The sequence below is a fragment of the Streptomyces sp. NBC_01142 genome (assembly GCF_026341125.1).
In the GTDB taxonomy this organism is placed as follows: Bacteria; Actinomycetota; Actinomycetes; order Streptomycetales; family Streptomycetaceae; genus Streptomyces.
Genome location: NZ_JAPEOR010000001.1, coordinates 263,422 through 280,732, shown reverse-complemented (window position 1 = coordinate 280,732; position 17,311 = coordinate 263,422). Strand labels below are relative to the sequence as shown.

Below are 17,311 nucleotides of genomic sequence, written 5' to 3'. Positions count from 1 at the left end.
CCAGTATCGGCCACCCACTACCCTGGACCCGTCACCGGGGCCGCATCCGGCCCCGCCGCCCGCTTCCAGGGGGACCCGCTCCACGATGCTCAGGTATCTGCCGTTCATCCTGATGCTTGCGTTGACGATCTACGCCTTCATCGACTGCCTCAACACCCCCGAGGAAGAGGTCAAGCACCTGCCCAAGGTCGTCTGGGTGCTGATCATCCTCCTCTTCACCATCGTCGGACCGATCGTCTGGCTGTTCGCGGGCAAGCAGCGCCGCGCCGTGTCCGGCGGGGGCATGCGGGGTTCGGCGGGCTCGCGGGGCTGGGTCGCGCCCGACGACAACCCCGAGTTCCTCAAGTCGCTGCGCGACGAGCCCAAGAAGAACAACGACGAGCCCGGGAAGAACAACGACGGAGACGACCCCGAGGCGCCGAAGCCTTGATGGAGTTGCGTCTGCTGGTCACCTTCGAGAAGGTCGCCACCGTCCTCAGTTTCACGCAGGCCGCCGCCGGGCTCCAGTACGCCCAGTCGAGTGTGACCAGCCAGATCCGCTCCCTGGAGTCGTCCCTGGGCACGGAGCTCTTCGACCGGCTCGGCAGCCGCATCCGGCTGACCGAGGCGGGCGAGCGGCTGCTGCCGTACGCCCGCCGGATCATCGAACTCGCGGACGAGGCGCAGGCCGCGGTCACCGGGACCGAGGAGCCCGCCGGGACGATCAACATCGGCACCATGGAGTCGCTCACCTCCTACCGGCTGCCCGCGCTGCTCGAGCTCTTCCACCACCGCTATCCGCAGGTGCAGCTGTCACTGCGCCCCACGCTGGGCGACGAGACCCGGCAGGCACTGCGCCAGGGCCTGTACGACATCGGCTTTCTGATGGAACAGAAGACGGTGCACGCGGGCCTGGAGACCGAGGTGCTGACCGCCGAGCCACTGGTGCTGGTCTGCTCGCCGACGCACCCGCTGGCCGGTGCGGCGAAGCTCGCTACCGTCGATCTGGCGGGCGTACAGCTGGTGGGTACGGAGCCGGGCTGTCCGTACCGCGACCTTTTCGAGGGCGAGCTGCGCGAGCGCAACGGCGCTCCCCCGCCCTTCATGGAGTTCGGCACGATCGAGGCGACCAAGCGCGGCGTGGCCGGCGGGCTCGGCGTCGCCCTGCTGCCGCGGATGGCGGTGCGCGAGGAGCTGGCGTCGGGAGCGCTGGTCGGGCTGCCCTGGGAGCCGCCTTTCCGGCTGCACACGCAGGTGGCGTGGCGTCAGGGAAAGCGACTGCCGCGCCATGTGCGGCTGTTCATCGACGAGACGGTGCGGCTGGTACGGGAGCAGGAGTCGTAGAACCGGCCGAACGAGCCACGGTCCTGGGCGCCTTGGCGAGGTTCACCTTCAGACTCGCCAGCACGATCAGCGGAACGCCGAGCGCCTGGACAAGGCTGATCCGATGGCCGTACACCGCCCAGTCGGCGACCATCGCGACGGCCGGGTAGGTGAAGGCGAGCACGGCGATCTTCGCGGTGGGCAGCTTCTGGTACGAGGCGTACAGCAGGACATACATCAGACCGGTGTGGATCAGGCCGAGCCCGGCCAGCCAGGCCCAGCCGCTGCCCAGTCCGCTCGCGGCGGCGAAGTCGGCGAAGGGCAGCAGCAGCGGAATGCCGATGAGCACCTGGACGAGTGCGACGAGATGGGGCCGTACCCCGCTCACCCGCTTGGTGATCACGGTGGAGATCGCCCAGAAGAGCGCGGCGAGCAGCGCGAAGCCCAGGCCGGCGAGCGAGCCGGGGTTGCTGATGCTCACCCCGGACACGAGGAGCAGTCCGGCGAAGGCGACCGCGAGCCAGCCGAGCTTGGATGCGGTGAGCCGCTCCCGGAAGAGGAGCGCGCCGAGCAGCACCACGTAGAACGGCTGTGTGTGGTAGACGACGGTGGCCAGCGAGATCGAGGTGGCTTCGTACGCCTTGAAGAGAAACGCCCAGTTGAAGACGATGAACACACCGCCGAGCGCGGCGAGGGCGAGCTTCCTCGGAGTGAAGCCGTGGTCGGTGAAGTAGCCGCGTGCGAGGGCGTACGCGCCCAGGGCCGTCGCCCCGAAGAGGCAGCGGAAGAACACCACGTTGAAGGGCGACGCGCCGGACTCGACGACGAAGATCCCGAGGGTGCCGGAGAGCACCATGGCGAGAGTGAGTTCGAGGGCGCCCCGGTTTTCCAGGGCCTTGTCGGTGGTCATGGCATCGACGCTACGAGCGGGCCGGTGGTCGGGTCCACGAGCCACTGGGGCGTCCTGCCGATGGGCCCATCGGCAGCACCGATGACATACGGCCGGGCGCGTACCGGAAGCGGCCTGCGGCGGGTACTTTCCGCGTCATGGAGTACGAGAGGTGGCTGGCGACAGCCGTCGGGGAAGCGCGGGCCGGGCTGGCCGAGGGCGGAATCCCGATCGGGGCCGCGCTGTACGGGCCGGACGGGACGGTCCTCGGGCGGGGGCACAACCGGCGCGTCCAGGACGGCGATCCGTCGATGCACGCGGAGACCGCGGCGTTCCGTGCCGCCGGGCGGCAGCGTTCGTACCGGGGTACGACGATGGTGACGACGCTGGCGCCCTGCTGGTACTGCAGCGGTCTGGTCCGGCAGTTCGGGATCCCCCGGGTGGTGGTCGGCGAGGCGGCGACCTTCCACGGCGGGCTCGACTGGCTGGCCGGACACGGTGTGGAGATCGTGGTGCTGGACAGCGCCGAGTGCATCGCCCTGATGCGTGACTTCATCGCACGCCGGCCCGAACTGTGGAACGAGGACATCGGTGACTGAGCCCAGGATTCCCACCATCGATCTGCGGCCCTGGTTCTCCGGGGACCCGCACACGCGCAGGGAGATCGCCGAGACCGTCGACCGTGCACTGCGGTCGGCCGGATTCCTGCTGGTCACCGGGCACGGCGTGGACCCGGAACTGCGCCGTCGCATCCGCTCCGCGGCCAGGGAGTTCTTCCTGCTGCCGACCGCCGCCAAGGAGCCGTACGCCGTGCCGGTCGGCCAGCGCGGCTGGCTGGGGCCCGGCGCGGAGGCCAACGGATATGCGGAGGGCACCGAGACGCCGCCGGACCTGAAGGAGTCGCTGTCCTTCGCGGCCCAGGACCCGACGGGCGATCCGGCGGTCGACGCGGAGTGGTTCCTGCCCAACACCTGGCCGGGCGAGGTGCCTTCGCTGCGGCCGGCGGTGGAGACGTATCTCGCGCGGATGCGGGACCTGTCGGACCGGATCCTCGAGCTCCTCGCCGTCGCCCTGGGCGAGCCGGAGACCTTCTTCACCCGGCACACCGGGCATCCGACCTGGGGCTTCAATGTGAACTGGTATCCCAGCAGGGACCGGATCGGGGCGCCGCAGCCCGGCCAGTTCCGTATCGGCCCGCACACCGACTTCGGCACGGTCACCGTGCTGGACCGGCAGGCCGGCAGGGGCGGCCTCCAGGTGTTCACGGACGAGGACGGCTGGCAGGACGCGCCGTACGACCCCGAGGCCTTCACCATCAACATCGGTGATCTGATGGCCCGGTGGACGGGCGACCGCTGGCGCTCGGGCCGCCACCGGGTGCTGCCGCCGCCGGCGGACGCACAGGCCGAGGAGCTGATCTCGCTCGTCTACTTCTACGAGTGCGACCCGGGCACCACGGTCCGGGGCATCGACTCGCACACCTATCTGCGGGCGCAGCTCGACGCGATCACGGCCGGCTGACGTACTCGTCCCGCAGCTCCCGCCAGCGGTCCGCCGTCCAGGTCGACCAGTCCGTCACCGGCCGCCCGTCCAGCGCGTCCGCGAGAAGCTCGAAGTGCTGGTGCCAGCCGGCCAGGCAGTCCAGGCGCAGCTCGTCCGTGCCGCGGAACTCATGGGTGAAGCGGACCGTCGTGGCGTCCTCGCCCGACGGCTCCAGATGGAAGCGGATCCGGCCCAGGACGGCGACCGTGTACTCGGCGACCCGCTCCGGGTCCCAGGCGGTGACGGTGCCCTGGGTGATCGTGTGCTGCCCCTCGACGTTGGTGTTGAGCCAGCGCAGGGCGACCGCCCCGCCGACCCTCGGTTCGAGGACGTCGGCGGCGGCGAGCCAGGTCGGCAGCCCTTCCGGCGTGGCGACGGCGGCCCAGATCCGTACGACCGGATGCGGCAGGTGGAGCTCGTACCGCAGCAGGTGGAGGCCGCCGTCCCGGGTCTCGCTGGTGCCGTGGGGGATCGCGTCCATGGCACCAGCGTCACTCCGCCGCGGTCCGGGCGCTACCTCAGACGCCGGCGTAGGAGTGCTTGCTGTTCACGAAGATGTTGACGCCGTAGTAGTTGAAGAGGAAGCAGCCGAAGGCGATGAGTGCCAGATACGCGGCCTTGCGGCCCTTCCAGCCTGCGGTCGCGCGGGCGTGCAGATAGCTGGCGTACGCGACCCAGGTGATGAAGGACCAGACTTCCTTGGCGTCCCAGCCCCAGTAGCGGCCCCAGGCATCGCCGGCCCAGATCGCGCCGGCGATGATCGTGAAGGTCCACAGCGGGAAGACCGCGGCGTTGATGCGGTACGCGAACTTGTCGAGGGATGCGGCCGCGGGCAGCCGCTCCATGACCGAGGTCGCGAAGGCGCCGGGCTTGCCGCCGCCCGCGACCTTGCTCTCGTAACTGTCGCGGAAGAGATACAGGAGCGTGCCGACCGCACCGAGGTAGAAGACCGCGCCGCAGAAGATCGCGGTGGAGACGTGGATCCACAGCCAGTACGAGTGCAGCGCCGGAACGAGCTGGTCGCTCTCGGTGTACAGCCAGGTGGTGGCGATACCCAGGTCGGCGAGGACTGTCGCGACGAGCGGCAGACCCATCCAGCGGACGTTCTTCCCCGCGACCAGGAAGCCGAGGTACGCGGCGACCACCACGGTGGAGAAAGTGATGGAGAACTCGTACATATTGGCCCAGGGGGCCCGCTGCACCGACATCGCGCGGGCGACGACGCCGCCCGCCTGGACCAGGAAGCCGAGGACGGTCAGCGAGACGGCGATCCGTCCGTACAGATCACCCTTCTCGGTGCCGCCGGCCGCGCCGGGCCCGTCCGGGACATCCCGCGCGCCAGCCGCGGAGCGGGTGACCACCTTGGGCCTGTCCAGTACGGCGGTGCCACCGCCCTGCTGCTTCACCTGGACTTTCACCGAGGAGGCCGCGGCGGCGCCGGTGGTCAGCGCGGCGGCGGTACGGCCCACCTTGCTGCGGCTGCCGAAGACCCATTCCGCGATATGGGCGAGGAAGGCCAGCGTGTAGACGGCCATCGACGAATAGATCAGCACATTGCTGATGTGCGCCAGGTTTTCGTTGGTTGCGGCGGCGAGAGTCACTTCTCAGCCCCTTCGGCAGGAACTTCTGGGGGTTCAGGCGCGGTCGGCGCCTCTGAATTGAGGGTCACGGCCAGGTCGGCCAGTTCCTCGGGGAGCTTGGCGGATTCACTGCGGCCCAGACCGGCCATCTCGACGACGGTGATGCCGTCCTCGCCGCGTACGGCCCGGACCCAGATCCGGCGGCGCTGGATGAACAGCGAGCCGACCAGGCCGGCGATGGCGGCGATCGCGCCGGCCAGTGCCCAGCCGTTGCCCGGCTGCTGCGAGACCTGGAAGCTGGCCCACTCCTTCACTTCCTTCTCGAAGGTGATGGAGCCCGCGCCGTCCGGCAGGGTCAGCTTCTCGCCGGGCAGCAGCCGCTGCTTGAGGATCTCGCCCTTGGGGTCCTTGAACTGCTTCATCTTGCGGGTGTCGAGCTGGTACACGTTCTGCGGCAGACCCGCGTCGACGCCCAGGGAGCCGTGGTAGCCGGTGAGGGCCAGCACCGGGAACTCGAGACCCGGGAACTGCGAGAACATATTGCCGTTGCCCGCGCCCGCGAAGGTCGGCACGAAGAACGCCTGGAAGCCCAGCTGGTCCTTTTTGCCGTTCTTGTCCCGGTAGCCGTCCATCACCTTGAGCGCGCCGGTCGAGGTGATGTTGTTGTCGATCGGCAGCAGCGGCACCCCGCCGTTGAAGACGACCTTGCCCTTGCCGTCCCGGACGGTGACGACGGGGGCGTATCCGTGCGAGAGCAGATAGATCTTGGTGCCGTCGATGACGAGCGGCTTGTTCACCTCGATCACGGCCTTGTGGTCGGGTCCGCCGCCCTTGGACCAGGTGACGCCGGCCTCGAAGGTGCGTGGCGTGCCCCGCTGCGGCCCGCTCTTCTCATACGTACCGGTGAACTCGTCCAGGTTGAAGGTGAACGGTGCGAGCTCGTCCGTACTGAACAGCGACCCGGACTTGAAGTCGTCGTACTGGGTGAGGGTGTTCGAGAAGCCGTCGCCCTCGACGATCAGCTTGCCGCCCTCGGACTTGAAGAGCTGGCCCGCGGCGAACGCCACCAGCATCACGATCAGCGCGATGTGGAAGAACAGATTGCCGGCCTCGCGCAGATAGCCCTTCTCGGCGGCGACCGCGTCACCGACGGTGTGGCCGCGGAAGCGGCGCTTCCGCAGCATCGCGAGCGCGGCCTCGCGCACCTGCTCGGGCTCGGTCTCGGTGCGCCAGGTGGTGTACGCGGGCAGCCGCGTCAGCCGCCCCGGGGCGCCCGGCGGCCGGCTGCGCAGCTGGCCCACGAACTGCCAGGAGCGCGGCACGATGCAGCCGATGAGGGAGACGAACAGCAGGATGTAGATCGCCGAGAACCACACCGAGCTGTAGACGTCGAAGAACTGCAGCTTCTCGTAGAGCGGCGTGAGCCCCTTGTGTGTCTCCTTGAAGGCCTGCACCTTCAGCTCGTCCACGCTGTTCTGCGGGACGAGAGAGCCGGGGATCGCGCCGAGGGAGAGCAGGAAGAGCAGGATCAGCGCGACCCGCATGGAGGTCAGCTGCCGCCAGAACCAGCGGGCCCAGCCGATCACGGAGAGGGAGGGCCCGGCGATGAGCTCTTCCCTGGGCGCGGTGGAGAGCTGGGCTCCGGCCGCGCCGAGGTCCTGCCCGGCCGCCTGCTCCTCGGCCGCTGTCTCTGTCTTGCTCATCGAACTAGATCCCCACCGAGAAGCCGTTGGTCCACACCTGCATCTCCTGCACCAGGCTGTCCCAGACGCCGGTCAGCAGCAGCAGACCGGTCGCGATCATCATGCCGCCGCCGATCCGCATCACCCACGCGTAGTGGCGCTTGACCCAGCCGAAGGCGCCGAGCGCCTTGCGGAAAGCCACCGCCGCGAGGACGAAGGGCAGTCCGAGACCGATGCAGTACGCGACTGTCAGTATGACCCCGCGCCCCGCGCTCGCCTGTTCGGCGGCGAGCAGCTGGACGGCCGAGAGCGTCGGACCGATGCACGGCACCCAGCCGACCCCGAAGAGCGCACCCAGCAGCGGCGCGCCCATCAGCCCGGTCACCGGCCGCTTGTGGATGCGGAATTCACGCTGGGTGAGCCACGGCATCAGCCCCATGAAGAACACGCCCAGCAGAACCATCAGCACGCCGAGGACCTTGGAGAGGATCTCCCGGTATCCCGCGAGGGTCGAGCCGAAGTAGCCGAAGAGCGCGCCGCCGGAGACGAAGACGACCGTGAAGCCGAGAACGAAGAGCGAGGCTCCCACGGCCATCCGGCCGCGCCGGGCGTCGGCCAGGTCGGTGCCGCTGACCCCGGTGACGTACGAGAGATAGCCGGGGACGAGCGGGAGGACACAGGGCGAGAAGAAGGAGACGAGACCGCCCAGTACGGCGATGGGCAGCGCGAGGATCAGCGCCCCGTCGGAAACCGTCTCGGTCACTGGGACTCACCTCGCGAGAGGAGTCCGGTCAGCAGTGCGGACACAGGATCACTTCTCCGCGATCAACGGGTCGATGATCTTGTGGAGCTCCTTTTTGCCGAGCGCCTTCAGCGAGCGGGCCGCGATCTTCCCCTCACGGTCGAGCACAATCGTGGAGGGAATGGCCTGCGGATTGAGGCTGCCCCTGGGGAAGCCGTTGACGATCAGCTTGCCCGCCGGGTCGTACAGGCTCGGATACCCGACGCCGTAATCCTCCTCGAAGGCGATCGCCGGGCCCTTGTTGGCGTCGCGGGTATTGATCCCGACGAACTCCACACCCTGTGCCTTGGTCTCCTCGGCGACCTTGGCGAAATGCGGGGCCTCGGCACGGCAGGGCGGGCACCACGAACCCCAGACGTTCATCACGACGACCTTGCCCTTGAGATCGGCGACGTCGAGCTGCTTGCCGTCGAGGGTCTTGCCGGCGAGCTTGTTGGGGGCCGTGCGCTCGCCCTTGGCCGCCCTGGAGATGCCGCCGGTGTCGGTGACGAAGTTGGTGTCGCCGCCACCACCGGACTTTCCACTGTCCCCGCAGGCCGAGAGGGTAAGCGCTCCGGCGACGGCCACGGCGGTCAGCAGGGCGGCGCGGGGGGCACGGCTAAGGCTCATGTGAAAAGTTTCGCATGGCCGTTCCGAAGATCTTCCGCGCCCCCCTGGCTGCCCGTAACGCCCGTTGTCAGGCGGCCTTGAGGAATGCGTTCCAGCCACCGGCCGGGGACTGGCCGACCTCGAGCGTGCGGAGCTTGGCGAGCACCTGCGGGTCCTGGACGTCGAGCCAGTCGCAGAACTGCCGGAAGGAGACCAGCCGTACGTCCTTCTTGCCGGCCATGCCCTTGAGGGATTCCTCGACGGCATCCATGTAGATGCCGCCGTTCCACTGCTCGAAGTGGTTGCCTATGAACAACGGCGCCCGATTGGAGTCGTAGGCCCGCTTGAACCCGGCGAGATAGGCCTCGGTGGCCTGCTTCTTCCAGCCCGGATAGCGCGAAGGCATGCCCTTGGTCGAATTCTGGGACTGGTTGGCGAGGATGTTGTAGTCCATCGAGAGCACCTCGAAAGAGTGCCCCGGAAACGGCACCTGCTGGAGCGGCAGATCCCACATGTCCATCCGCTTGTCCGGCCACATCTGGCGGCCGCCGGGCGAGCTCGCGTCGTAGCGCCAGCCGAGCTTCTTCGCCGTGGGCAGCAGCTTGTCCTGGCCCAGCAGGCAGGGGGTGCGGGCGCCGACCAGTTCCTTGCGGTAGTCGAACGGCAGCGGATCGATGTCCTTCCAGCCGCTGTTCGTACGCCACTCGGTGACGAAGGACACAGCTTGGTCAATCTCGTTGCGCCAGTCCGCGGACGACCAGTTGCCGACCGATCCCGAACCGGCACAGAAATGACCGTTGAAGTGCGTGCCTATCTCATGCCCGTCGAGCCATGCCTGGCGTATGTACTTCAGCGTGTCCTTGATGTGGCCGTCGGTGAGATAGCCGATGTCGGACGCGCCGATGCCATTGTTCGGCGGGCGGTAGAGCGTCTTCTTGGACTCGGGGAGCAGATAGACCCCGGAGAGGAAGAAGGTCATTGCCGCATTGTGATTCTTCGCGAGTTCGAGGAAGCGGGGGAAGAGGCCGTTACCGACCTCTCCCGCCCCGTCCCAGGAAAAGACCACGAATTGCGGTGGCGTCTGGCCCGGTTCGAGAGGAACGGGCTTCGGCGGCTGGTGCGGCTGCTTTCCGGTATCGGATGTGGAACCGTCACCGATCAGCCGGACCCTGCCGCCCATGCCCGTTTCACCGGCCTTACCGGGCCCGGACCCAGCCGGTCTGCCCGTGTCGGACGAGCCGCAGCCGGCGATCCCGATCGCCGCCGCGGCCCCAAGTCCCGCCCCGAGCAAACCCCTTCGACTGATGTCGCGCATATCGTCCCCATCCGCGCTCTCTCTTGGTCCAGAGAGCCCATCTCAACCGGCAATGAGAGAGACGCCGATGGGAAGACGGAGGTTCCGAAAACGTGCGCCAATTTTCTGAGCGACTACGCCCCGAATGCTTTGGCCTTGCCCTTGACGGGTTTTGCGCCCGCGAGAAGATGGGCCGGAACAAGATCACGGGCAGGTTCGCTGTAGCCGACGGAGACGATGCGGTCGTCCTCGAACGTGAACGTGGTCAGGGACGCGAGCGTGCACTGCCGGCGGCGCGGATCGTGCCAGAGGCGGCGCCGCTCCACAAAGCTCCGCACGATCCAGATCGGCAGCTGATGGCTGACGCAGACGGCCTCGTGTCCGCGGGCCGCGTCCCGCGCGGAGCTCAGCGCACCCATCATCCGTACGACCTGATCGACGTACGGCTCCCCCCAGGACGGGCGGAACGGATTGGTCAGGTGCTTCCAGTTGGCCGGCTTGCGCAGCGCACCGTCGCCCACCCCGAAGGTCTTGCCCTCGAAGACGTTGCCCGCCTCGATCAGCCGCTCGTCGGTGTCGAGGGTGAGGCTGTGGTTCTTGGCGATGGGTGTGGCGGTCTCCTGGGCACGCTCCAGCGGGGAGGAGACGACATGGGTGATGTCCCGGTCCGCGAGATGCTCGGCGACGCGGTCGGCCATCTGCCGGCCGAGCTCGGAGAGGTGGTAGCCGGAACGGCGGCCGTAGAGGACGCCGTCGGGGTTCTCGACCTCGCCGTGCCGCACCACATGGACGACAGTGATCTCGCTCACGCCGAGACCTCCTTCGCCTCGGCGGCGGCGCGGGCGGCGGCGGGCAGCGCGGCGGCGATCCGCTCGATCGCACGCTCGTCGTGGGCCGTGGAGACGAACCAGGACTCGAAGGCGGACGGCGGCAGATAGACGCCACGGGCGAGCATCGCGTGGAAGAAGGCGTTGAAGCGGAAGGTCTCCTGCTTCTTCGCGTCCTCGTAGTTCCTCACCTCCCCCTCCGTGAAGAAGACGGAGAACATGTTGCTCGCCGTCTGCAGCCGGTGGGCGACGCCCTCCTTGCCGAGGGCGTCCGTGAGAAGGGACCGGATCTCCCGCGACACCGCGTCGACCTTCGCGTACGCCGCATCGTCGAGCAGCCGCAGCTGCGCGAGGCCCGCGGCGGTGGCCACCGGGTTACCGGAGAGGGTGCCCGCCTGGTAGACCGGGCCGGCCGGGGCGAGGTGCGCCATGACGTCCCTGCGGCCGCCGAACGCGGCGGCCGGGAAGCCGCCGCCCATGACCTTGCCGAAGGTCATCAGATCGGGTGCGACGCCGTCGACGCCGTACCAGCCGGACTTCGAGGTACGGAAGCCGGTCATGACCTCGTCGGAGATGTACAGCGCGCCGTTCTGCGCGCAGGCCGCCCGGAGGCCCTCGTTGAAGCCCGGCAGCGGCGGCACCACGCCCATGTTGCCCGGCGACGCCTCGGTGATCACACAGGCGATCTCACCGGGGTGGGCACGGAAGGCCGCTTGTACGGCCTCGATGTCGTTGTACGGCAGGACGATGGTGTCGCCGGCCTGCGCGCCGGTGACTCCCGGGGTGTCCGGCAGCCCGAAGGTCGCCACACCCGAGCCGGCCGCGGCGAGGAGGGCGTCCACATGCCCGTGGTAGCAGCCGGCGAACTTCACGACCTTGGCGCGGCCGGTGAAACCGCGGGCCAGGCGGATCGCGGACATCGTCGCTTCCGTACCGCTGGAGACGAGCCGGACCTGCTCGACCGGCTCGATCCGGGCCACGATCTCCTCGGCGAGGGCGACCTCGCCCTCGCCCGGCGTCCCGAAGGAGGTGCCACGCGCGACCACCGCCTGGACCGCCTCGATGACGGCCGGGTGGGAGTGCCCGAGGATCATCGGCCCCCACGAGCAGACGAGGTCGACATACTCGCGCCCGTCGGCATCGGTGAGGTACGGACCGGTACCGGACACCATGAACCGGGGCGTACCGCCCACGGCACGGAAGGCACGGACGGGAGAGTTCACGCCGCCGGGCGTCACGAGGGACGCTCGGTCGAAAAGCGTCTGCGAAACTGGGGCTTCGTATGAGTACGACACTTTGGTCCTGATCTGCGAATCGGGGTCGGGGCTGCTGGGACAGAAGATCTCGGCCACCGGTGAGCGGGGCGCGCTGTCTCTTCGTATTACGAAACGGAGTCAGCGCCCTCGCGTCTGCGAAACTGGGGCGTCATAGGGAAAGCTCACGGAATCCATGGTGTCAGAGGCTCCGACGTTCTTGCGGACTGGTGTTTCACCGCACGTTCGTGGGGGAGGTCACTGTCACGATGATCGGGTTGCGCGGCGGGGGCTGCGAGTGGTCGGGTGGAGATATGCATCGCGGTGGCGGACTGGGCGAGGGGACCGACGACCTGGGTCCTGAGCCTGCCCGGCGAGGGAAGCACCGGCGGCACGAGGCGGCTGCGAATGTACCCATGGGAAGCAGGAGCGGCCGGGTGGGGGTGACCTACAAGTACTTCGGTGCACCTGACGGGGCCACTGCCGCACGTGTGCCGATTTCGATGCGCCCTGAGGAACTGGGCGGCGACGAGCTCGGCATGGGCGGAATGTTCACCAAGATCAAGCCGGAGACCATAGCTGCCATGGTGCTGACCGGCATCCAGGGCATGCCGCTGAACAAGGTGCCGCCACTGGAGCTGGTGGTGCTCCACCCGGACTACGCGGTGGTCAAGCTTCCGATGACGGTGGTCGATCCGCTGCGCGGCATCGGCGAGGAGTCGGTGGGCGCGGCGGCCTTCATCTGGTCGACGGTGCCAGACCGGGGCGGTCCGCGGGACGCGTTCAACGTCTACCAGCTGCTGCACGAGTGGCAGGACTTCTCGGTCCGGCTGCACGCGGCGGGGCACCAGCCGTACTGCCTGGTCTGGCCCTGACCTGGGATTTCTTGGCAGATGGATGGGATTTTCGGGCCCCCTCCATGCCAGTGCCGGAGAGAGCCCTTCAGGCGGCCAGGGCACATCGAGGGCACACGGGTTTCGACGGAGGCACTGATGTGCCCGGCGTGTCGGACGCACGACCATCGCCGTCGGTCTCGACTTCGGCCTCAGCTTCGCTGAAGGCGTCGTCGATCGCGGGGCGCGTGCGCTTCTCGCTGGACGGCAGCAGATGCGTGTACGTACGCAGCGTGAAGCCCGGGTCCGAGTGGCCCAGGTACTCCGAGAGCGCCTTGATCCTCTCCCCAGCGTCCAGGAACACAGACGCATAGGCGTGCCGAAGGGCATGCATGCCGTCGCCCGGAGCCGCCCGGAGGTACCTCGCCCCGCGCTCACGGGGAGGGATCACGCCGGCGCGGACGGTGCGGTAGGCGGCGTCGATGTGGAGCTTGCCGATGCGAACCTGCTCGGCGACCTGGCACCAGGCCCATCAGATCTCCGAGCAGTTCCTCGCCCAGAGGGGGGAAACCATCAACCGCACCCAGAAGGCCCTCGAACAGCTCGCAGAGAACTGGACTGCCCTCCAGAAACTCGAAGCCCACCCGAACACCCCCTACGCCCAGGAGATCCTCGACGGCCTCAGCCCACACGCCCGCGCGCTCACCACCCCGCCTGACCACGCGGGCCTGACACCGCAAAGCCACCGGGCCCGCGCACCCAGCGCTGGTCCCGGTGCCATGCTCACGTTGCGTCGCTCAGGCCGCAGCAACACCTGAGAGAGTTCCGTCACCGAGGGCGCCTCGGAGAACGTGGGCGATCTCCTCAGGCTTGAGGTCGATACCGTCGATCCCTTCCACGGTCAGCGGGACCTCCTCCAGTGCGTATTCGCCCCGGCCCTCGGCGCTGAACTCGGGCCCGGTGCGGTCTTCGAAGGACCAGGTCGCGATGCGGGTGAGATAGAAGAGCTGACGCTCGTCGTGGGACTCCATCGTGTGCAGGATGCGGACGATGTCGGCCTTCCCTGCGATCTCCTCGTAGATCTCCCGGTGGAGGGCGGCCTCCCGGGACTCGTCGTCGGCTTCAACTCCGCCACCGGGCAGCACCCAGTACACGGGGACTCCGGGCTTGGTGCGACGGATGACCAGCATCGTGTCGTCCTCGGTGACGAGGACGGCTCGGACTCGTTCGATCATTCGGATTTGTCTCCTTGCTTGTTGACGGTCTCAGTGCAGCAGCCAGCCGCCATCGACGTGGACGGATTGCCCAGTGATGAACGATGCGGCGGGCCCAACGAGGAACGCCACGAGTGCCGCCACATCTTCGGGCCGTCCCCGACGGGGAACGCACTGGCGGTTGATCTGGTCCTCCGGGCGGGCGCGATGGCGGGCGGGGATCGCGGTCTCGGCCTCGACCTGGATGGCGCCGGGCAGGACCGTGTTGACGCAGACTCCGTACGGGCCCAGTTCGCGGGCGAGGGATCGGGTGAGGCCCAGGAGTCCGGCCTTCGCGGTGCTGTACGCGACGAGGTTGGCCCGGCCGGCGCGGGCGTTGACGCTGCCGATGTTCACGATGCGACCCCAGCACCGTTCGACCATGCCGGGGGTCACCGCGTGGCATGCGCGGTAGTGCGCGGTGAGGTTCACGTCGAGGGAATAGTTCCAGGCAGCCTCGTCGGTGTCCTGCCACGGGACGCGTGGGTAGGCTCCGGCGTTGTTCACGAGGATGTCGATCGGGCCGGTCTCCGCACGGACCCGGTCGGTCATCGTCTTGACGGCGTCAGGGTCGGCCAGGTCGGCGTCGATGGCCACGGCGAGCCGCCGGGGTTGGACGGCGCGGCCCGAGCTCGCGGCAGCGCGGTGACGACACCGCGTACCGGGAGGGCCGCGCCCGCCGGGATCGACCGGATCCGCTGGGAGCGGCTCGGGCGCGGCGGGACCGGGGAGGGCTACGGCTGCTGCCAGTGCGGGTTCCGGCCCGTCATAGCCAGTAGCCGGTCGAACTCCGAGGCCGTCTCCTCGTCCGGCAGCGTGACGGCCTCGCCGAACGCCCCCATCTTCCGGGCCATCGGCGCCAGCGCCGCGAACGACTCCGTGACCTCGCCGACCACGACCGGGTCCGGCGTGAACTCCTGGCCGGTGGCGCGGGCCAGGTCCCAGGCGTGCACAGTGAGATCGCCCAGCACCATCTCCCCCAGGGTCCTGGCGGCCATGCCCATGGACCCGGTGGTGCCCTCTTCGGCTCCGGGTGCAGCCCAGGCCTTGACCAGCACATCGGTCTCGTCGGCGAACCGGCCCCGCCAGTCACCCTCACTGAGGTAGTCGGGCTCGGCGGAGAAGTCGGCGTCCTTCTTGGCCGCCATGGCCTGGAAGTTGATCACCACCTGGAGGAGGTGGTTCGCCAGGCCTCGTACGTCGTACTCGGCGCAGGGGGTCGGGTCGTCCAGCCGTTCGTCGGTGATACCGCGCACCACCGGCACGGCACGCGCCGCCGCCGCGTCGAGCAGTTCACTGATGGTGTTCGTCATGGTCCGACCGTATGCACAGCAAGGGCCCTGCGTCTTGAACAAACGCGACATAGGATCCGGGGCATGGCAGGTCCGAGGCGTGACACCCGAGGCATCGTCGAAGCCCAGGACCTTTTCGCGCGCGTGCGTTTCCGCCGCCGCGAGCCGGCCCCGGTGCTCCGTCCGTATCTCGAGCACTACTGGCTCATCGACTGGGACCTGACGGAGCCGTACGCCTCCCATGTGGTGCCGCATCCGTCGGTCAACGTGGTCTTCCAGCAGTACGGCGACGAGCCGGGGTGGGCCGAGGTCGCGGGCATCGGCCTCAGCCTCTTCACGCAGAAGCTGGAGGGGTGGGGGCGGGTGTGCGGGGTGCAGTTCCGCCCCGGCGGCTTCCGGCCGTTCGCACCGGGCCGGCCGGTGTCCGACTGGACGGGGCAGCGGCTGCCGATCGGGGACGTACTGCCGGGCGCGGACTCGGACACCGTCCTCTCGGTCGTCGGACCGGAGGCGGAGGACGCGCGGGTCGCCGCGCTGGACGCTTTCCTGCTGGGCCTGGAGCCGGCGGCGGACCCCCAGGCGTTGCGCGCGATGGAGCTGGTCGACCTGGTGCGTGGGGACCGTACGATCCGGCGGGTCGCCGAGCTGGCGGCCGCGGAAGGGGTGTCGGCGCGCTCGCTGCAGCGGCTCTTCGCCGCGTACGTGGGGGTCGGGCCCAAGTGGGTCATCCTGCGCTACCGCATCCATGAGGCGCTGGAGCGCGCCGAGTCGGGCGGCGGTCGGGGCGCGGAGTCGCCGGAAGGCCCGGAGGGCGGGCTGGAGGACGGGCTGGACTGGGCAGCGCTTGCCGCGGAGTTGGGGTACAGCGATCAGGCCCATCTCGTACGGGACTTCACGGCGACGGTGGGCGTCCCGCCGACGGCGTACGCACGCCCCGCCCCTCAGTAGTTTTCGGTGACGCCGACCGCGCCGGTGCCGTGGGCCGCCGCGAACCGCAGCACCCGAAGGGGCCCGTCCAGCAGGGTGCGCACGTCGAAGTCGGGGGCGTCGCTCATCGCCGACATCCAGGCGTCCATGCGGGCGAGGATCTCGCTGCGGCGCGGCCCGGTGACGGCGAGCACCGACTCGGCGTGCGGGAGGACGGCCCGTACTTCGGCGGCCGTCAGCAGGAAGTCGCCGAACCAGCCGGGGAGCCGGGCCGCGCCCTCCGCGCCGAGGCCGTAGCAGAGGGCGGCGGCGGGGTCGCCCTTGCGCGCCGCGGCGACGAAGACCGCACTTCCTGCTTCGGTGCCGCTTCCCTCGCTGCCGCTTCCGTCGGCGTCGCGAAGGAGGTCCATCCCGGCCTCCTTCATTGCGGTGACGGCCGGGGCACTCGGGCCTCCACTGCGCGCGAAGGCGGCGAAACGAAGGGCAGCGGGCGTGGGTTGGGGCGTGAAGTAGGGCTCACGGTCCCCGCCGCTCAGCCACCAGGCCAGATCGTCGGCGTAGCCGGGGGGCGTGGTCCACTCCCCCTCCAGATGGACGAACCGGCCGGGCAGCGCGGCGACTTCGGCGTCGGGGACAGCACCGATCGCCCACACACCGGTGAGGCTCATCTGCCGGACTCCCGTTGTCAGATCCGCGTTCTACAGTGCACGACATGGAGATCAAAGCATCGGCGGTACGGATCGAGCCATGGTCCGCTGACGACTTCGACCTGCTCCGCGCCTCGAACGCACCGGAGCTGATGGATCACCTGGGAGGCCCTGAGACGGAAGAGCAGCTGATCAAGCGGCATCAGCGGTACGTCGATCTCAGCGCGGACCGTACGGGCAGGGGCCGGATGTTCCGCATCGTCCTGCTTGCGGACGGGGAAGCCGCCGGAACCGTCGGCTTCTGGGCGAAGACCTGGAACGGGGAGGAGGTGTACGAGACGGGGTGGAGCGTGCTGCCCCGTTTCCAGGGGCGTGGCGTCGCGACGGCGGGCACCCGGGCCGTCATCGAGCAGGCCCGCGCCGAGCGCAGACACCGTTACCTGCACGCCTTCCCGGACCCCGAGAACGGCCCGTCGAACGCGGTGTGCAGGAAGGCGGGCTTCGAGCTGAGGGGCGAGTGCGACTTCGAGTACCCGCCCGGCAACCTCGTGCGGTCCAACGACTGGCGACTGGACCTGCGCGACGGAGAGTCCGGCTGAC

Annotated in this window: 21 protein-coding genes and 1 pseudogene; 8 read left to right on the top strand and 14 right to left on the bottom strand. The window is 69.0% G+C overall.

Annotated features, from left to right (window positions below; translation table 11 throughout):
- Nucleotides 1-85 precede the first annotated feature (85 nt).
- Nucleotides 86-430: a PLD nuclease N-terminal domain-containing protein gene (locus OG883_RS01420; protein ID WP_266533793.1), complete on the top strand. Its 345-nt coding sequence runs from the start codon at nt 86-88 to the stop codon at nt 428-430.
- The gene (locus OG883_RS01415) at nt 430-1,323 is read left to right on the top strand and encodes a LysR family transcriptional regulator (RefSeq protein ID WP_266533791.1); all 894 of its coding nucleotides are present in this window, start codon (nt 430-432) and stop codon (nt 1,321-1,323) included. Before OG883_RS01420 ends, OG883_RS01415 begins: the two co-directional genes overlap by 1 nt.
- On the opposite strand, the gene OG883_RS01410 is transcribed toward OG883_RS01415, so the two are convergent.
- On the bottom strand, nt 1,280-2,212 hold the full coding sequence (locus tag OG883_RS01410) for a DMT family transporter (RefSeq protein WP_266533789.1): 933 nt from the start codon (nt 2,210-2,212) through the stop codon (nt 1,280-1,282). The genes OG883_RS01415 and OG883_RS01410 overlap by 44 nt on opposite strands.
- 137 nt (nt 2,213-2,349) lie before the next feature.
- On the opposite strand from OG883_RS01410, the gene OG883_RS01405 reads away from it, so the two are divergent.
- Nucleotides 2,350-2,790, top strand: coding sequence for a nucleoside deaminase (locus tag OG883_RS01405; RefSeq protein WP_266533787.1), 441 nt, complete (start codon nt 2,350-2,352; stop codon nt 2,788-2,790).
- Nucleotides 2,783-3,712 carry an isopenicillin N synthase family oxygenase gene (locus OG883_RS01400; RefSeq protein WP_266533784.1) on the top strand — a complete coding sequence of 310 codons (930 nt, stop codon included), beginning with the start codon at nt 2,783-2,785 and terminating at the stop codon, nt 3,710-3,712. The genes OG883_RS01405 and OG883_RS01400 overlap by 8 nt, the downstream gene beginning before the upstream one ends.
- Here the strand turns inward: OG883_RS01400 and OG883_RS01395 are convergent.
- The 8 genes from OG883_RS01395 to hemL all read right to left on the bottom strand — a co-directional run bounded on the left by OG883_RS01395 (nt 3,699) and on the right by hemL (nt 11,801).
- Nucleotides 3,699-4,214 carry an SRPBCC domain-containing protein gene (locus tag OG883_RS01395; RefSeq protein ID WP_266533782.1) on the bottom strand — a complete coding sequence of 172 codons (516 nt, stop codon included), beginning with the start codon at nt 4,212-4,214 and terminating at the stop codon, nt 3,699-3,701. The two genes, OG883_RS01400 and OG883_RS01395, sit on opposite strands and share 14 nt — an antisense overlap.
- Before the next feature lie 37 nt (nt 4,215-4,251).
- Nucleotides 4,252-5,334, bottom strand: a complete 1,083-nt coding sequence (gene ccsB / locus OG883_RS01390; protein WP_266533772.1) for a c-type cytochrome biogenesis protein CcsB — start codon at nt 5,332-5,334, stop codon at nt 4,252-4,254.
- The gene (locus OG883_RS01385; protein ID WP_266533769.1) at nt 5,331-7,016 is read right to left on the bottom strand and encodes a cytochrome c biogenesis protein ResB; all 1,686 of its coding nucleotides are present in this window, start codon (nt 7,014-7,016) and stop codon (nt 5,331-5,333) included. The genes ccsB and OG883_RS01385 overlap by 4 nt, the downstream gene beginning before the upstream one ends.
- A gap of 4 nt (nt 7,017-7,020) precedes the next feature.
- Nucleotides 7,021-7,758, bottom strand: coding sequence for a cytochrome c biogenesis CcdA family protein (locus OG883_RS01380; RefSeq protein WP_266533767.1), 738 nt, complete (start codon nt 7,756-7,758; stop codon nt 7,021-7,023).
- A 48-nt stretch (nt 7,759-7,806) separates the two neighbouring features.
- On the bottom strand, nt 7,807-8,406 hold the full coding sequence (locus OG883_RS01375) for a TlpA disulfide reductase family protein (RefSeq protein WP_266533762.1): 600 nt from the start codon (nt 8,404-8,406) through the stop codon (nt 7,807-7,809).
- A gap of 67 nt (nt 8,407-8,473) precedes the next feature.
- Complete coding sequence (locus OG883_RS01370) at nt 8,474-9,700, bottom strand: hypothetical protein (protein WP_266533759.1); 1,227 nt, start codon at nt 9,698-9,700, stop codon at nt 8,474-8,476.
- 113 nt (nt 9,701-9,813) lie between these two features.
- Nucleotides 9,814-10,488: a histidine phosphatase family protein gene (locus tag OG883_RS01365; protein WP_266533757.1), complete on the bottom strand. Its 675-nt coding sequence runs from the start codon at nt 10,486-10,488 to the stop codon at nt 9,814-9,816.
- On the bottom strand, nt 10,485-11,801 hold the full coding sequence (gene hemL, locus OG883_RS01360; protein WP_266533754.1) for a glutamate-1-semialdehyde 2,1-aminomutase: 1,317 nt from the start codon (nt 11,799-11,801) through the stop codon (nt 10,485-10,487). Before hemL ends, OG883_RS01365 begins: the two co-directional genes overlap by 4 nt.
- A 272-nt stretch (nt 11,802-12,073) precedes the next feature.
- Between hemL and OG883_RS01355 the strand changes: the two genes are divergently transcribed.
- Nucleotides 12,074-12,634: a hypothetical protein gene (locus tag OG883_RS01355; RefSeq protein ID WP_266541145.1), complete on the top strand. Its 561-nt coding sequence runs from the start codon at nt 12,074-12,076 to the stop codon at nt 12,632-12,634.
- 67 nt (nt 12,635-12,701) lie between these two features.
- Here the strand turns inward: OG883_RS01355 and OG883_RS01350 are convergent.
- A pseudogene (locus OG883_RS01350) lies at nt 12,702-13,049 on the bottom strand (tyrosine-type recombinase/integrase); the annotation flags it as partial.
- 40 nt (nt 13,050-13,089) lie between these two features.
- Between OG883_RS01350 and OG883_RS01345 the strand changes: the two are divergent.
- Nucleotides 13,090-13,410 (top strand): hypothetical protein, encoded by a 321-nt coding sequence (locus OG883_RS01345; RefSeq protein WP_266533751.1) that lies wholly within the window; start codon nt 13,090-13,092, stop codon nt 13,408-13,410.
- On the opposite strand, the gene OG883_RS01340 is transcribed toward OG883_RS01345, so the two are convergent.
- From OG883_RS01340 to OG883_RS01330, 3 genes are all read right to left on the bottom strand, one after another.
- Nucleotides 13,390-13,827, bottom strand: a complete 438-nt coding sequence (locus OG883_RS01340) for an NUDIX domain-containing protein (protein WP_266533748.1) — start codon at nt 13,825-13,827, stop codon at nt 13,390-13,392. The genes OG883_RS01345 and OG883_RS01340 overlap by 21 nt on opposite strands.
- Nucleotides 13,828-13,857: 30 nt before the next feature.
- The gene (locus OG883_RS01335; RefSeq protein WP_323180862.1) at nt 13,858-14,442 is read right to left on the bottom strand and encodes an SDR family oxidoreductase; all 585 of its coding nucleotides are present in this window, start codon (nt 14,440-14,442) and stop codon (nt 13,858-13,860) included.
- A gap of 137 nt (nt 14,443-14,579) precedes the next feature.
- Nucleotides 14,580-15,158, bottom strand: coding sequence for a TIGR03086 family metal-binding protein (locus OG883_RS01330; protein ID WP_266533746.1), 579 nt, complete (start codon nt 15,156-15,158; stop codon nt 14,580-14,582).
- A 63-nt stretch (nt 15,159-15,221) separates the two neighbouring features.
- Between OG883_RS01330 and OG883_RS01325 the strand changes: the two genes are divergently transcribed.
- Nucleotides 15,222-16,085: a helix-turn-helix domain-containing protein gene (locus tag OG883_RS01325; protein WP_266533743.1), complete on the top strand. Its 864-nt coding sequence runs from the start codon at nt 15,222-15,224 to the stop codon at nt 16,083-16,085.
- Here the strand turns inward: OG883_RS01325 and OG883_RS01320 are convergent.
- Nucleotides 16,079-16,732: a hypothetical protein gene (locus OG883_RS01320; protein WP_266533741.1), complete on the bottom strand. Its 654-nt coding sequence runs from the start codon at nt 16,730-16,732 to the stop codon at nt 16,079-16,081. The two genes, OG883_RS01325 and OG883_RS01320, sit on opposite strands and share 7 nt — an antisense overlap.
- Before the next feature lie 44 nt (nt 16,733-16,776).
- Between OG883_RS01320 and OG883_RS01315 the strand changes: the two genes are divergently transcribed.
- Nucleotides 16,777-17,310: a GNAT family N-acetyltransferase gene (locus OG883_RS01315; protein WP_266533739.1), complete on the top strand. Its 534-nt coding sequence runs from the start codon at nt 16,777-16,779 to the stop codon at nt 17,308-17,310.
- Nucleotide 17,311: the final 1 nt, after the last annotated feature.

Coding starts and splice junctions, on each gene's coding strand:
- OG883_RS01405 (WP_266533787.1), top strand. CDS start 2,350: ATGGAGTACGAGAGGTGGCTGGCGACAGCCGTCGGGGAAGCGCGGGCC.
- OG883_RS01325 (WP_266533743.1), top strand. CDS start 15,222: ATGGCAGGTCCGAGGCGTGACACCCGAGGCATCGTCGAAGCCCAGGAC.
- OG883_RS01375 (WP_266533762.1), bottom strand. CDS start 8,406: ATGAGCCTTAGCCGTGCCCCCCGCGCCGCCCTGCTGACCGCCGTGGCC.
- OG883_RS01385 (WP_266533769.1), bottom strand. CDS start 7,016: ATGAGCAAGACAGAGACAGCGGCCGAGGAGCAGGCGGCCGGGCAGGAC.
- OG883_RS01410 (WP_266533789.1), bottom strand. CDS start 2,212: ATGACCACCGACAAGGCCCTGGAAAACCGGGGCGCCCTCGAACTCACT.
- OG883_RS01420 (WP_266533793.1), top strand. CDS start 86: ATGCTCAGGTATCTGCCGTTCATCCTGATGCTTGCGTTGACGATCTAC.
- OG883_RS01315 (WP_266533739.1), top strand. CDS start 16,777: ATGGAGATCAAAGCATCGGCGGTACGGATCGAGCCATGGTCCGCTGAC.
- OG883_RS01395 (WP_266533782.1), bottom strand. CDS start 4,214: ATGGACGCGATCCCCCACGGCACCAGCGAGACCCGGGACGGCGGCCTC.
- OG883_RS01345 (WP_266533751.1), top strand. CDS start 13,090: ATGCGAACCTGCTCGGCGACCTGGCACCAGGCCCATCAGATCTCCGAG.
- OG883_RS01370 (WP_266533759.1), bottom strand. CDS start 9,700: ATGCGCGACATCAGTCGAAGGGGTTTGCTCGGGGCGGGACTTGGGGCC.
- OG883_RS01330 (WP_266533746.1), bottom strand. CDS start 15,158: ATGACGAACACCATCAGTGAACTGCTCGACGCGGCGGCGGCGCGTGCC.
- OG883_RS01340 (WP_266533748.1), bottom strand. CDS start 13,827: ATGATCGAACGAGTCCGAGCCGTCCTCGTCACCGAGGACGACACGATG.
- OG883_RS01415 (WP_266533791.1), top strand. CDS start 430: ATGGAGTTGCGTCTGCTGGTCACCTTCGAGAAGGTCGCCACCGTCCTC.
- OG883_RS01320 (WP_266533741.1), bottom strand. CDS start 16,732: ATGAGCCTCACCGGTGTGTGGGCGATCGGTGCTGTCCCCGACGCCGAA.
- OG883_RS01355 (WP_266541145.1), top strand. CDS start 12,074: ATGCATCGCGGTGGCGGACTGGGCGAGGGGACCGACGACCTGGGTCCT.